Here is a 12,888-nt window from a genome sequence, read left to right as displayed (position 1 = left end):
GCGCCCTTCTCGTCGTCCACGATCTCCGCGTCCACCACGCCCTCCTCCTCGGCTTCCGGTGTCCGCTGTTCTCGGTGTGCAGCACCACCCCGGAGCCGTGCGGCAGATGGTCGGCGATCTTCGTGGGCTGTCCGATGCCGAGGTTGACGAAGGCGCCCGCCGGGATGTCGCGTGCGATCACGGCGGCCAGTTCGTCCATCGAGAGCCGGTGGTCGGTGGACGTGGTGGTCATCGTGCCCCCTGCACGGTGTAGTGCCGGGCCGCCACCTGGACGATCCGGTCGACGTAGATGGACGGGGTGACGACGGCCTCGGGGTCGAGCTTTCCGGCCTCGACGACCTGCTCGACCTGGACGACGGTCGTCGTCGCGGCCGTCGCCATGACCGGTCCGAAGTTGCGGGCCGTCTTGCGGTAGACGAGATTTCCCAGCGTGTCCGCGACGTGCGCGCCGATCAGCGCGTAGTCACCCTTGATCGGGTACTCCAGCAGGTACGTGCGGCCGTCGATCTCCCGCACCTCCTTGCCCTCGGCCAGTGGCGTGCCGACCGCGGTCGGACAGTAGAAGGCGCCGATGCCGGCTCCGGCCGCGCGCATCCGCTCGGCGAGGTTGCCCTGCGGCACCACCTCCAGTTCGATCTTTCCCGCGCGGTAGAGGTCGTCGAAGACCCAGGAGTCCGCCTGGCGCGGGAAGGAGCACAGCACCTTGCGCACCCGGCCGGCGGCCAGCAGCGCGGCCAGGCCGACGTCGCCGTTGCCGGCGTTGTTGGACACGATGGTGAGGTCCTTCGCGCCCTGCCGGATGAGCGCGTCGATCAGGTCGAACGGCATCCCGGCCAGGCCGAACCCGCCGACCAGGACGGTGGACCCGTTCTCGATCCCGGCGACCGCCGCGTCGGCGGAGTCGACGATCTCCGTCCGGCTCACTGGGCTGCTCCCGTCACATCGCAGTTCTCCAGGACGACGGCGAGCCCCTGGCCGACCCCGATGCAGATCGCGGCGACGCCGTAGCGCTGCCCCGTCTCGCGGAGCACCTTGGCCAGCGTGGCGAGGATGCGGCCGCCGGAGGCGCCGAGCGGGTGGCCGATCGCGATGGCGCCGCCCTTCTGGTTGACGAGGGCGGGGTCGATCTTCCACGCGTCGAGGCAGGCCAGCGACTGCACGGCGAAGGCCTCGTTGAGTTCGACGGCGCCGACCTGGTCCCAGCCGATCCCGGCTCGTGCCAGCGCGCGGTTGGCCGCCTCGACCGGGGCGTAGCCGAAGGCCTGCGGCTCCAGCGCCATCACGCCGCGGCCGGCGATCCGGGCGAGCGGGTCGGCGCCGATCGTGCTCGCGGCCTTCTCGCTGCCCAGCAGCACCGCGGAAGCGCCGTCGTTGAGCGGGCTCGCGTTGCCCGCGGTGATCGTGCCGCCCTGGTCCGGCGTGCGGAAGACCGGCTTGAGCCCCGCCAGCACCTCCGGTGTCGATCCGGCCCGGATACCCTCGTCGCGGGTGAGGTCGACGCCGTCGACCGGCACCACCAGGTCGTCGTAGAACCCCGACTCCCAAGCGGCGTGGGCGAGTCGGTGGGAGCGGGCGGCGAACGCGTCCTGGCGCTCGCGGGAGATCCCGAAGCGTTCCCGGAGCTGTTCGTTGGCCTCGCCGAGGCTGACGGTCCACTCCTTCGGCATCCGCGGGTTGACCAGCCGCCAGCCGAGCGTGGTGGAGACGGCGGTGACATCACCGACCGGGAAGGGCTTCGCCGGCTTGGGCAGGACCCACGGCGCGCGGGTCATCGACTCCACGCCGCCGGTGAGCACCACCTCGGCGTCGCCGGACTCGATGGTGCGGCTGGCCGTCATCGCCGCGTCGAGACTGGACCCGCACAGGCGGTTGACCGTGGTGCCGGGCACGCTCACCGGGAGACCGGCGAGGAGTGCGGCCATGCGGCCGACGTTGCGGTTCTCCTCGCCGGCGCCGTTGGCGTTGCCCCACACCACGTCGTCGATCGCGGCTGGGTCGAGGCCCGGCACCCGGGCGAGCGTCGAGGTGATCGCGGCGGCGGCGAGGTCGTCGGGGCGGACGCCGGCCAGCGCCCCGTTGAAGCGGCCGAAGGGCGTCCGGGTCGCGGCGTACAGGAAAGCGCTCATGGCAGCGACGCTAGTCCTTGGCCGCGATATTCTGAAGTACGCATATCGAAGCGGATTGAGATGGATGACATATGGATCTGCGGCACCTCCGGTACTTCGTGGCGGTGGCCGAGGAGCGCCACTTCGGTCGCGCCGCCGAGCGGCTCCACATGGCGCAGCCGCCGCTGTCCCAGCAGATCCGGCAGCTGGAGGCCGAGCTCGGCGTGGAACTGCTCCGGCGCACCACGCGCCGTGTCGACGTCACCGAGGCGGGCCGTGCCTATCTCGAGCGGGCACGCGCGATCCTGACGGACGTGGAGGAGGCCGCCCACCACGCACGGCTCGTCGCGTCCGGGTCGGTGGGGCACCTCGCGATCGGGTGCGTGGGCTCGGCGACGTACAGCCTGCTCCCCGCGCTCTCACGGCGGCTCACGGAACAACTGCCGGGCGTCGACTTCTCCTTCCGCGGCGAGATGCTCGCGCCCGACCAGGTCGAGGCGTTGCGCGCGGGTGCGATCGACGTCGCGCTGCTGCGGCCGCCGGCGGCCGACCTCTCCCTCACCGTGCACACCCTGCGCCGGGACCGGCTCGTCGTGGCAGCACCGGTCGACCACCCCCTCGCCCGTCGGAAGAGGCTGCGGGTCACGGACCTGGCCGGCGCCGATCTGATCGTGCACTCCGCCGACCGCCGCTCCGTGATGTACGACGTCGTCCTGGGCCTGTTGCGTGACGCCGGCGTCGAGCCGCGCATCCGCCACGAGGTCGGCGAGACCTCCACCCTGGTCACGCTCGTCGCCGGCGGCCTCGGGGTCGCGGTCGTGCCCGAGCCGGTGACCGCGTTGGCACTCGACGGTGTCGCCTATCTGCCGCTGTCCGGGGCCGACGCACGCGTGGAGCTCGCCGTGGCCCACCGCGCCGACCGCTCGGAGCCGCACCTGGCACGCACCGTGGGGATCATCCGCGCGGCGATCTGAGGGGCCACTCAGCACCTCCGGGACGACCGCACCCGGGTCCGGGGGGAGCGGGTACGCCTCGGCGGCGATCCGAGCGGCCTGTTCGCCGGTGATGCGGCGCCGACCCGCGACTGAACGACCCGCGTCGGGCGTTCAGCGGCCGATGTCGTCCAGCTCGGTCAGGTCCTCAGGGGTGAGGGCGAGTCCCGCGCCGGCGACGTTCTCGCGCAGGTGTGCCGTCGACGACGTGCCGGGGATGAGCAGGATGTTCGGTGACCGTTGCAGCAGCCAGGCCAGTGCGACGGACATCCGGGTCGCCTTCACCCGGGCGGCGACCGTCGAGAGCGCCGAGGCCTGGAGCGGGGTGAAGCCCCCGAGGGGGAAGAAGGGCACGTACGCGACGCCTTCGGTGGCGAGCCGGTCGATGAGCTTGTCGTCGTGACGGTGGGCGAGGTTGTACATGTTCTGCACGCACACGATCGGCGCGATGCGCTGGGCCTCCGCGACCTGCTCCTCGGTCGCGTTGCTGATCCCGAGGTGGCGGATCAGGCCCTGCCGCTGGAGTTCGACGAGCGTCTCGAACGCCTCGGCGAGCGAGCCGGGCTGGGGACCTTCGGCGTCGCCGAGCCGCAGGTTGACCAGGTCGAGTACGTCGAGCCCGAGGGATGTGAGGTTGTCGTGGACCTGGCGGCGCAGATCGTCGGGTCGCCGGGCCGTGGGCCAGCCGCCCTGTTCGTTGCGGGTCGCGCCCACCTTGGTCACGATGTGCAGCGACTCGGGGTACGGGTGCAGCGCCTCGCGGATCAACTCGTTGGTGACGCGCGGCCCGTAGGCGTCGCTGGTGTCGATGTGGGTGATGCCGAGGCCGACCGCTTCGCGCAGCACCGCCAGGGCACCCTCGGGATCGGCCGGCGGCCCCATCACCCACGGGCCGGCCAGCTGCATCGCCCCGTAACCGAACCGGGTGACGGTCAGGTCGCCCAGAGTCCAGGTGCCGCCGGGAAGGGAGGGCGAGGGTGTGCTCATCGTGTTGCCTTTCGTCGTCTCGCTCCGGGGGTGGCGTCCGCCGCCCCCCTGCTTCAGCATGGGAGCGGAACTTCCTGCCGGGAAGTAGGCACTCAGAAGTGCGTAACCCACCCATCGGTGAGAGGTGCGAGCGGTGACGACGACGAAGGCGGCCCAGAAGAGGGCTCAGGCCAAGGTGGAGTACAACGCGTTCCTGGCGGGGTGCCCCAGTCGGCAGTTGCTCGACCGCATCTCGGACAAGTGGGTCGTCCTGATCCTGTGCGCGCTGGGCGGCGACCACAGGCCCGGTCCCGGCGACGCGGCCCCCGCAGCCGCGCCGAAGGCGATGCGGTACTCCGAGCTCTCCCGTCTGCTGGCCGGGGTCAGCCAGAAGATGCTGACCCAGACGCTGCGGTCGCTGGAGCACGACGGGCTGCTCACCCGCACGGTGACGCCGACGGTCCCGGTCACCGTGACCTACGAGCTGACCGAACTCGGCCTCTCGCTCCACCACATGACACGCGGGCTCAGGACCTGGGCACAGTCCCACATGGCCGAGGTCCTCGCACACCGCGAGAAGCACGATGCCCACCCGTCCTGACCCAGGACGGCCGCGCACCACAGGGGCCACACCGGCCGGAGGCGGTCCGTGGGACAACGGGCCACTACCGCCGGGAACTCGGCGGCGCGGGCGAACTCGTCGCCCACGCGGTCATGGTGCGGCGCGATCCCAGCCGCGAGGACTGAGGCAGCGGCTATTTCCGGCCGAGATCTATCCCGGTGGCTGGTTTTGGTGCATGGTGTGCGGACAGCGCCCCGCTCTCGGGTGGAGCCACCCCTCGGACCCTGCCGCCTCCCTGTGACGGCGGGCCCGGCCGCACCTCCCGGCTCCCCACGGGAGGCTTCGCGGCTGCCCGCGCGCGGTACGTCCGCCGCCGGGGCCGCCCTGCCGGTGGCCCTGTCACGCGTCGAGTCCGGGATGGAACCGCCACCTGCCCTCGGAGACGACGTCCACCTTGCCGTCCCGGACGCGAACGGCCGTCTCGTCGTCGATGAAGTAGATCGGGAAGTCCGCCCGAGCGGCGATGCGATCGGCCCAGGCGTCGTCCCGTTCGGGGAAGTCCGGCGAGTACAGGTGGGGCTTGAGGTACCAGTCGAAGAGGCCGAACGGCGGCTCCACCGTCGTCGCGCCGAGCACATGGAGGTCCGCGGTGTCCCCGATGACGTCGGCGGAGTGCCCGGTGAGGTGCCGGCTGAAGATCATCGATCCGGCGCTGACCCCCACGTAGACCCGGTCCTCCAGCGCCTCGAGGAAGCCGTCGGCCAGGCCGTTGCCGGTGATGCTGCGCGCGAGGTGGTAGTGGCTGCCGCCCTCGACGTAGACGACGTCGGCGTGGCGCAGCCGGTCGAGCACCAGCCGCGGGGGCAGGCCGTTCAGCTCCAGGACGTCGAACTCCCGCCAGCCGAGGCCGTACAGCCGGTTCATGTCCGCGAGCATCCATCCGTGGTCGCCGGGCTCGGCGACCGACGCCGTGGGCACGAAGACGACGTTCGCGGATCCGAACGGCTTTCCCAGCATCTCCCGCACCGCGTCCCGCAGCGTCTCGTTGCGCAGGCCACTCGCCGTCAGTAGAAAGTTCATCGGGCGAGCCAAGCACGGCTGACGGGCACGCGCAACGAACGGGGGACCCGCCCCCGCGCCGCTCAGTACGCCCTGGGCAGGCCCCGTACGTGCTGGAACACGTAGCCGTGCCGGGCGGGGTGGACGGCGCCGCCGGTGCCGGATCCGGGTGTCCCGGGCCCGCTGGTGCTGTGACCGGAAAGGTTCGCCGGAGGCTCGCGGCGTCCGGTGCGGTGCATCGCAAGGCGGAGCATCGCCCGCGTACTGGATGTACTCGGGCGTTGCGACAACGCGGCGAGGTGCCGTGCCGGGCGTCGCGAGCCGGTGAACCTTTCCGGTCACAGCACTACGTCCGCCTGACCGGTACCCGCCACCGCAGTGCCGTGCCGCCGGCCGGCGGGCAGTCCCAGTCCAGCCGGCCGCCCAACTGCTCCGCCCGCTCCGCCATGTTGCGCAGCCCGCTGCGGCGGCCGTCCGGCGGGATGCCCACGCCGTTGTCCCGGACCGTCAGCAGCAGTTGGTGTCCGTCGGTGGACAGGCTCACGTCGGCGCGGTCGGCGCGGGCGTGCCGGGCGATGTTGGTGAGGGACTCGGAGAGGACGGCTGTCACGTGGTCGGCCGTCTCCCTGGGCACCTCGGTGTCGAGCAGCCCGTCCATGCGGACGCTCGGGGCGAAGCCGAGGACCTGCGCCGCCTCTCCCGCCACCCGTACGGTGCGGGCCCGCAGCCCGGTCCCGGCGCCGTCCTCCCGGGCCCGCAGACCGAAGATCGTCGACCTGATGATCTTAATGGTCTCGTCCAGGTCGTCCACGGCGCGTGCCACGCGTTCGGCCGCTTCGGTGTGCTCGATGAACCGACCCGCGCTCTGGAGGGTCATCCCCGTCGCGAACAGCCGTTGGATCGCGAGGTCGTGCAGGTCGCGGGCGATGCGGTCGCGGTCCTTGAGCACCGCGACCTCCGCCGCGTCCTGCCGTCGTTCCGCCAGCTCCATGGCGACGGCCGCCTGGGCCGCGAAGGCCTGAAGGGTCTCGCTCTCGGTCGCGGTGAACACCGGGCGTCCGGCCTCCCGCGACAGCAGGAGCACACCTCGGACACCGCCCTCACCGGTGCCGATGGGAACGCCCACGGCGGGGCCGAGCCCCTGGAAGCGGGGCGGTTCCTGCGAGATGCGGGCGTCCCGGGACACGTCGTCGCTGACGGCCGGGGCGGCCCCGGAGAAGGCGAGGCCCATCAGGGTGCTCTCCAGGGGCAGCACCAGCCCCCGGTGCGCCTCGGCGTCCAGTCCGACGGCGATCTCCACGGTGAGCGATCCGGTGCCCGCCACCGGCAACGCCACCGCGGCCAGCGCCGACCCGGTGATCTCGGCGGCCCGTTCCGCGATCAGGGCGAGCACCTCGGCACGGCCGCCGCCCGACATCAGGCTGTGGGTGATCTGCGCGTTCGTCCGCAGCCACCGTTCCCGCAGCCGGGACTCCTCGTACAGGCGGGCGTTGTCGATGGCGACGCCGGCCGCGACCGCGAGAGTCGAGATCACCGACACGTCGTCCTCGTCGAACTGTGTCCCGCCGCGCTTCTCGGTGAGGTAGAGGTTGCCGAAGACCTGGTCGCGGACCCTGATGGGAACACCGAGGAAGGTGTTCATCGGCGGGTGGCCGGGCGGGAAGCCGTACGAGGCGGGGTGGCCGGATATCTTCGCCAGGCGCAGCGGCTCGGGGTGGCGGATCAGTTCGCCGAGGATGCCGTGGCCCTCCGGGTACGGGCCGATCCGGGCGATCCGCTCCTCGGCGACGCCGACGGTGTGGAACGCGGACAGCCGCCTGCCGTCCGGGCCGATGACGCCCAGGGCCGCGTACTCGGCGTCGACCAGGGCCGCGGCCGCCTCGACGATGCCGCGCAGCGCCTGCTCCAGGTCCAGCTCCCGCCCGACCGACAGCACCGCCTCCAGCAGGCTGTGCACCCGGTCCCGCGTGCCACGCGCCGCGTCCAGCCGCGCCTGCAACTCCTCCAGCAGCTCGTCCAGCCTCAGCTGCGGCAGCCGTACGCGCGCCTCCTCGGGGCTTCCCACCAGCGTCTCCTCGGTCTCCGGGCGGGCTGACACCGGCCGCTCGGCTCAGTGGGTCACGCTACCGGCCCCGGCGGACGGCGGTCACCCGCCAGGGCGCCGAGGTGGGCGCGTCCACCGGACGGCCGGACGGTCCCGGCGCCGGGCCAGGACGTCACGCGGTGATCCGCCGCCCGGTGACCGTGCCCGGCTCGACCCGCATCCAGAGGTCCCGGTGCCCGCCGGCCCACGGTGCGCTGTACGCCTGCTCGTCGAGGCGGCGGGTCTCGTCCGGCGCCGTGACGATGCGGGCCTCGCCGCGGACCAGCACGCTCCAGCCGGTGCTGAACGCGTCGTCGATGCGGTCGACCTCGAAGGCCACCTGGTGACCGGCGGCCAGGGACGGTGTCGTACCGGAGGCGGTCCGGAAGACGACCGCGCCGTCGACCACGCTGTAGTTGACGGGCACGACGACCGGCCCCGATGCGGTCGGCAGGGCGATTCTGCCGACGCCGTGGGTGCCCAGCAGGGCCGTGCACTCCGCTGCTCCCAGTTCCGTGATCTCGGCGTCGGGGGCGGCCTGTTCCGGGCCGGGCGGGAGGTCGGCGCCGCCCCCGGTGAGCTGCGCCGGCGTCGTCTCCAGGGCTGCGGCGAGGCTGAGCACGGTGCCTCTGTTCGGACTGGCGCAGGGGTGCTCCTCAAGGTGCTTCAGGTAGCTGGACGCCATGCCCGCCCGGGCCGCCGTCTCCTGGCGGGTCAGGCCGAGTTGTGCGCGCCGGGCCGCGAGCCGGCGGCCCAGGTCGCCGCGGGCGCGTTCCACCGTGGTCCCGGTGTCGTGCCGTGTCGTGTCGTCCCATGTCGTGTCGTGCCGTGTCGTGTCGTCCCGTGTCGTGTCGTGCCGTCCCGGGCCGTGCCGGGTCCCTTCGGGCATGGCCGTCACGTCCTTTCGTCAGGCCGTGCGCACGGCGACGGCCTCGTGCTGCTCCTCCCCGAGCACGACCTTGAGGGCGCCGGTGGTGGCGGCGTGCGCGAAGACCTCGTAGGCCTCCGCCATGCGGTCGAGCGGGAAGGTGTGGGTGACGAGCTGCGCGGTGGGCAGCCGGCCGGCGGCGGCCATCCGCAGCAGGGTGGGGGTGGAGTGGGTGTCGACCAGGCCGGTGGTGACGGTGACGTTCTTGCTCCACAGGTCTTCCAGGTGCAGGGTCGCCGGCCTGCCGTGCACGCCGATGTTGGCGACGTGCCCACCGGGCCGGACCATACGGGTGCACAGCTCGAAGCTCTCCGGCACACCCACCGCCTCGATGACGACGTCGGCGCCCAGGCCGTCGGTCAGGTCGGCCACCAGCTGCCGGGGCGCTTCGTGCACGTCGGCCACCGCGTCGGCACCGAACCGGTGAGCGGCCTCCAGCCGGGCCGGGGCCAGGTCCACGGCGATGATCCGCTCCGGCGAGAACAGCCGGGCCGTGGCGATCGCCGCGAGTCCGATGGGCCCGGCGCCGACGACGGCGACGGTGTCGCCGGGGCGGACGTGTCCGTTGAGGACGCCCACCTCGTACGAGGTCGGGAAGATGTCCGCGAACAGGACGGCGTCCTTGCCGTCGAGAGTGGCGGGCAGGGCGTGGACCGAGAGGTCCGCGAAGGGAACGCGGACGTACTCGGCCTGGGTGCCGTCGACGAGGTGGCCGAGGATCCACCCGCCGCCGCCGCGGCACTGGCCGTACATCCGCTCCCGGCAGGAGGAGCAGCGCCCGCAGGAGCTGATGCAGGAGATCAGTACCCGGTCACCGGGGCGTACGGTCAATACGTCGCTGCCCACCTCGACGATCTCGCCGACGGCCTCGTGGCCGAGGACCGTACCGGGCTGTACCTCGGGCACGTCGCCCTTGAGGATGTGCAGGTCCGTGCCGCAGATGGTGACGGCCTCGACGCGCACGATCGCGTCGGTGGGCTCCTTGACGGCCGGGTCCGGGACCTCTTCCCAGGCGGACTGCCCGGGTCCGTGGAACACGAATCCCTTCATGACGCTCCTCATCCCACTGGTCGGTCGCGGAGCCGGGACCCGGTGGCGAGTGGCGGCTGCCGGTACGCGGCCTGCCGCGTACCGGGCACCGGGTTTGCCCCGCACCTCCAGCCTGCTCCGCGTGCGGGAGACCGGCTTGGGCCGGTCGGGCCACTCACCCGGGCGGGTGGGGCCCTCCTACGGGCATCCGGGCGGACCGCGGAGGGCCTGTCGGGTCGGCACGACGGGGACCGTTCGGCCCTTCCGCGGCCTCCTCGCCGGGGCTTTGATCTGACTATGTCCGAGAACCACCCGCGGCTCGCGGCCTCCCCCACCGTACGCACCGTCGACGGGACGACCGTGGTGACGCTGCGCGGAGAGCTCGACCTGCTCGCGGTGGTTTCGCTGCGGTCCCGGCTGGACGCCCTGACGCGGGACCCGCACCCCGATCTGGTCCTGGACCTGCGCCCCGCGACCTTCATCGACTGCTCCGGGCTCGGGGTGCTGTGCCGCACCCGCAACCGCGTCCGCGCACGGTGCGGGCGGCTCCGGCTGATCACCGACGGACGTGTCCTGCGGATCATCCGGGCTGCCGGGCTGGACGGTGTGTTCGAGCTGCCCCCAGGCTGCCCGAGTCGCTCGGCAGTCCGCTGACCCGGTCCCCGGCCGGCAGCCGGGCCACCTCTTTTGACTTTTGACGGGGTTCCGTAAACGGCCGAGTAATGGGGTTCCGTAAACGGCCGAGGCGACGTCACCGGTCAGCGCAGTCGGCGCAGATGGGGGACGTGGGGCCGGCGCGGCAGCAGGCGCACGCGGGCGTCGACCACGGTGACCTGGCCGGGCGCGGCGAGGACCGGGTCGAAGTCGGCCTCGGCGAGCTGGGGAAGGTCCGCGGCCATCCGCGACAACCGCAGCAGGAGCTGTTCCAGGGCTTCGAGATCGACGGGCGCGCCGCCGTCCGCGCCGAACAGGAGCGGGGCGCAGCGCGGCGCGGTGATCAGGTCGTGCACGTCGTGGTCGGTGAGCGGGGCGAGCCTTGCGGCGGCGCAGCCCCAGGTCGGCGAAGAGGCGGAGCACCTCGCGGTTCTCGCTGGGCGCGTCGGCGGTGAAGCCGGTGATGCCCTCGGCGCGGGCCGCGGAGACCAGGTGCTCGACGAGCAGCGTGCCGACCCCGCGGTGGTGCATCCCGTCGGACACGGCGATGGAGACCTCCGCGGTGTCCCCGCCGTCGCCGCCGGTGTCGTACTCGGCGATGCCGATCACCCCGCCCGGTGCCTGTGCGACCAGGGCGAGGTAGCCCGGACGGGCGGGGGCGCAGGCGCGGCCCGCGGGCAGGGCGCCCGAGCCCCGGCTGATCGAGAAGAACCTGAACCTCAGGTTCTCCGCGGACATCCGGTCGTAGAACCCCTTCAGCCGGTCGTGGTCCCCGGGCGCCGCAGGGCGGATGCACACGGTGGTGCCGTCCGCGAGCAGCGCGTGGACCGGGGGGAGGCTGAGCAGGCCGTCCGTCATCGGGTTCTCCTCCGGGCGTCTGTGGGCACTTCGAGCATCCGGCGGATCGGCCAGGGGCCCCATGGCCGGCCGGGGTGCACCGAGGGCCGGTCGGCCGACCCGGGGGGCGAGCAGGCGTCGGCGACGGTGCGGCCGGTCATGGGGGGAACCGGCGGGACGGGCGGGAAGAAGCAGCCGGTCGACCCGAGGGCGGCAGCTGCTGCGAGGCCAGGCGCGTCCGCCCGTCACATCGGCTCGGGCACGACGACGACCGGGCACGCGGAATGGTGCAGCACGCCGTGGGCGACCCGGCCCAGCTGGAGCCCGAAGGTCCGTGGGCGGCGCCGGGCTCCGACGACCAGGAGGTCGGCGCCGTACGAGGCGGCCACGAGCACGGACCGGGCGTGTCCCTCGACCGTGTGCCGGTGCGCCTCGATGTCGCCGGGGACGTTCGCCAGCGCCGTGTCCAGGGCGTCCACCGCCTGCTGTTCGTGCAACCGGGCGGGTGCCGGGGACATCAGGGGGTGGTCGGTGGCCTCTCGGGCGGGGACGCGCCAGGCCCGTACGGCGTCCAGGGCCACCCCGCGCCGCCGCGCCTCCTCGTAGGCGAAGCGCACGGCCGGGGACCGCTTGCCGTTCTCCCCGACGCCCACGACGATCCTGCCGTGGACCGGCGTCACGGTCCGGTTGTCGTGGCTGCCGCGTACGACGACCGTCGGGCAGTGCGCGTGCCCGGCGAGGGTCAGGCTCACCGAGCCGAGCAGTGCCTCAGCGAGGCCGCTGCGTCCCCGGCTGCCCGTCACCAGCAGGGCGGCATCGCGGCTCTCCCGGACGAGTGCGTACTCGGGTTCCTCGGCCAGCACGTCGGTGGAGACCGTCACGTCGGGCCGCCTGCGCCGGGCCCGCCGCGCCGCGGTCTCGACGATGTCCTCCGCCACGAGCTCCTCGGACGGCCGGTCCAGGTCCTCGGCGAGCTGGGTGCCCTCGTACCGCTCCCACAGCGAGGCGTACACGAGGCGCAACGGCAGTCCGCGCAGGACGGCCTCGTCGGTCGCCCAGTCGACGGCGCGCAGGCTCGGCTCGGAGCCGTCGACCGCGACGACGACCGGCAGGGTCACGGCTGCCTTCATGATGTCTGCTCCTGAGGAGTTGGGGGGTCTGGGGCGGGGTACGGCGGGTGCGTCAGCCGTGCGGGACGACGGCGACGGGGGCGGTGGAGTGGTGCAGGACGGCATGGGTGACGGAGCCGGTGTGGGTGCCGGTGGGCCTCGGGGCCGAGCAGCGGTGCCTGGGCCCTCGACGGCCGGTACGGGCTCCCGGACGTGGCCAGGCTTCAGCGGTGGGTCGAGCAACTCGGCCTCGTGGGCCGCCAGTTCGGCCGTGGCGCGGCTCTCAAGGGGGCCGTCGAGGCCGGCGGTGACGGCACGGGCCATGGTCTCTGCCTCCTGAACGGGGTTCCGCTACGAGCGTCGCCTCCTGACGGGATGTCCGGCAGGGGCCGCACGTCCCCGCGGGGGCCCGATCGGCCCTGTCGCGGTGATCAGGACGACGACCCGAGGCCGAAGGTGTTGTCGAGGAGCGCCCACAGGAAGACGAACCCGGTGAGCAGCCGCAGCGAGGCCGGTGCGCGGGCCGGCGCCGTGTGTGTCGGTCCGCGCAGCCTCAGCCGAGGC

Annotated in this window: 11 protein-coding genes and 3 pseudogenes; 3 read left to right on the top strand and 11 right to left on the bottom strand. The window is 73.0% G+C overall.

The window, feature by feature from the left end; genetic code table 11:
* The 3 genes and pseudogenes from AB0958_RS37375 to AB0958_RS37365 all read right to left on the bottom strand — a co-directional run.
* Positions 1-232, bottom strand: a pseudogene (locus tag AB0958_RS37375) (hypothetical protein); the annotation flags it as partial.
* Positions 229-924, bottom strand: a complete 696-nt coding sequence (locus AB0958_RS37370) for a 3-oxoacid CoA-transferase subunit A (RefSeq protein ID WP_366894935.1) — start codon at positions 922-924, stop codon at positions 229-231. The gene AB0958_RS37370 and the pseudogene AB0958_RS37375, both read right to left, overlap by 4 nt.
* Entirely contained in the window at positions 921-2,126 is a 1,206-nt protein-coding gene (locus tag AB0958_RS37365) for a thiolase family protein (protein ID WP_366894934.1), read from the bottom strand. Before AB0958_RS37365 ends, AB0958_RS37370 begins: the two co-directional genes overlap by 4 nt.
* A gap of 71 nt (positions 2,127-2,197) precedes the next feature.
* Here AB0958_RS37365 and AB0958_RS37360 point away from each other — a divergent pair, with 71 nt between their 5' ends.
* Positions 2,198-3,079 carry a LysR substrate-binding domain-containing protein gene (locus tag AB0958_RS37360; protein ID WP_366894933.1) on the top strand — a complete coding sequence of 294 codons (882 nt, stop codon included), beginning with the start codon at positions 2,198-2,200 and terminating at the stop codon, positions 3,077-3,079.
* 132 nt (positions 3,080-3,211) lie between these two features.
* Here the strand turns inward: AB0958_RS37360 and AB0958_RS37355 are convergent, their stop codons facing one another.
* Complete coding sequence (locus AB0958_RS37355; protein ID WP_366894932.1) at positions 3,212-4,084, bottom strand: aldo/keto reductase family oxidoreductase; 873 nt, start codon at positions 4,082-4,084, stop codon at positions 3,212-3,214.
* A 133-nt stretch (positions 4,085-4,217) separates the two neighbouring features.
* Here AB0958_RS37355 and AB0958_RS37350 point away from each other — a divergent pair, with 133 nt between their 5' ends.
* Positions 4,218-4,664 carry a helix-turn-helix domain-containing protein gene (locus tag AB0958_RS37350; RefSeq protein ID WP_366894931.1) on the top strand — a complete coding sequence of 149 codons (447 nt, stop codon included), beginning with the start codon at positions 4,218-4,220 and terminating at the stop codon, positions 4,662-4,664.
* Between the two features lie 360 nt (positions 4,665-5,024).
* Here the strand turns inward: AB0958_RS37350 and AB0958_RS37345 are convergent, their stop codons facing one another.
* The 4 genes from AB0958_RS37345 to AB0958_RS37330 form a co-directional block, all read right to left on the bottom strand.
* Positions 5,025-5,705, bottom strand: a complete 681-nt coding sequence (locus tag AB0958_RS37345) for a Type 1 glutamine amidotransferase-like domain-containing protein (RefSeq protein WP_366894930.1) — start codon at positions 5,703-5,705, stop codon at positions 5,025-5,027.
* Between the two features lie 325 nt (positions 5,706-6,030).
* Positions 6,031-7,749 carry a GAF domain-containing sensor histidine kinase gene (locus AB0958_RS37340; RefSeq protein ID WP_366894929.1) on the bottom strand — a complete coding sequence of 573 codons (1,719 nt, stop codon included), beginning with the start codon at positions 7,747-7,749 and terminating at the stop codon, positions 6,031-6,033.
* Between the two features lie 151 nt (positions 7,750-7,900).
* Entirely contained in the window at positions 7,901-8,656 is a 756-nt protein-coding gene (locus AB0958_RS37335) for a pyridoxamine 5'-phosphate oxidase family protein (RefSeq protein ID WP_366894928.1), read from the bottom strand.
* An 18-nt stretch (positions 8,657-8,674) separates the two neighbouring features.
* Complete coding sequence (locus tag AB0958_RS37330; protein WP_366894927.1) at positions 8,675-9,745, bottom strand: zinc-dependent alcohol dehydrogenase family protein; 1,071 nt, start codon at positions 9,743-9,745, stop codon at positions 8,675-8,677.
* A gap of 276 nt (positions 9,746-10,021) precedes the next feature.
* On the opposite strand from AB0958_RS37330, the gene AB0958_RS37325 reads away from it, so the two are divergent.
* Positions 10,022-10,378: an STAS domain-containing protein gene (locus AB0958_RS37325; RefSeq protein ID WP_366894926.1), complete on the top strand. Its 357-nt coding sequence runs from the start codon at positions 10,022-10,024 to the stop codon at positions 10,376-10,378.
* A 104-nt stretch (positions 10,379-10,482) separates the two neighbouring features.
* Here the strand turns inward: AB0958_RS37325 and AB0958_RS37320 are convergent.
* The 3 genes and pseudogenes from AB0958_RS37320 to AB0958_RS37310 all read right to left on the bottom strand — a co-directional run.
* Positions 10,483-10,755: pseudogene (locus AB0958_RS37320) on the bottom strand (acetate--CoA ligase family protein); the annotation flags it as partial.
* A gap of 13 nt (positions 10,756-10,768) precedes the next feature.
* Positions 10,769-11,236 (bottom strand): annotated as a pseudogene (locus tag AB0958_RS37315) (GNAT family N-acetyltransferase); the annotation flags it as partial.
* A 224-nt stretch (positions 11,237-11,460) separates the two neighbouring features.
* Positions 11,461-12,345, bottom strand: a complete 885-nt coding sequence (locus tag AB0958_RS37310) for a universal stress protein (RefSeq protein WP_366894925.1) — start codon at positions 12,343-12,345, stop codon at positions 11,461-11,463.
* Between the last annotated feature and the right edge of the window lie 543 nt (positions 12,346-12,888).

Source organism: Streptomyces sp. NPDC006655, from assembly GCF_040703965.1.
Classification (GTDB): Bacteria; Actinomycetota; Actinomycetes; order Streptomycetales; family Streptomycetaceae; genus Streptomyces.
Note: the sequence above shows the minus strand (reverse complement) of the source record. Positions and strands in the feature narration are given on the sequence as shown.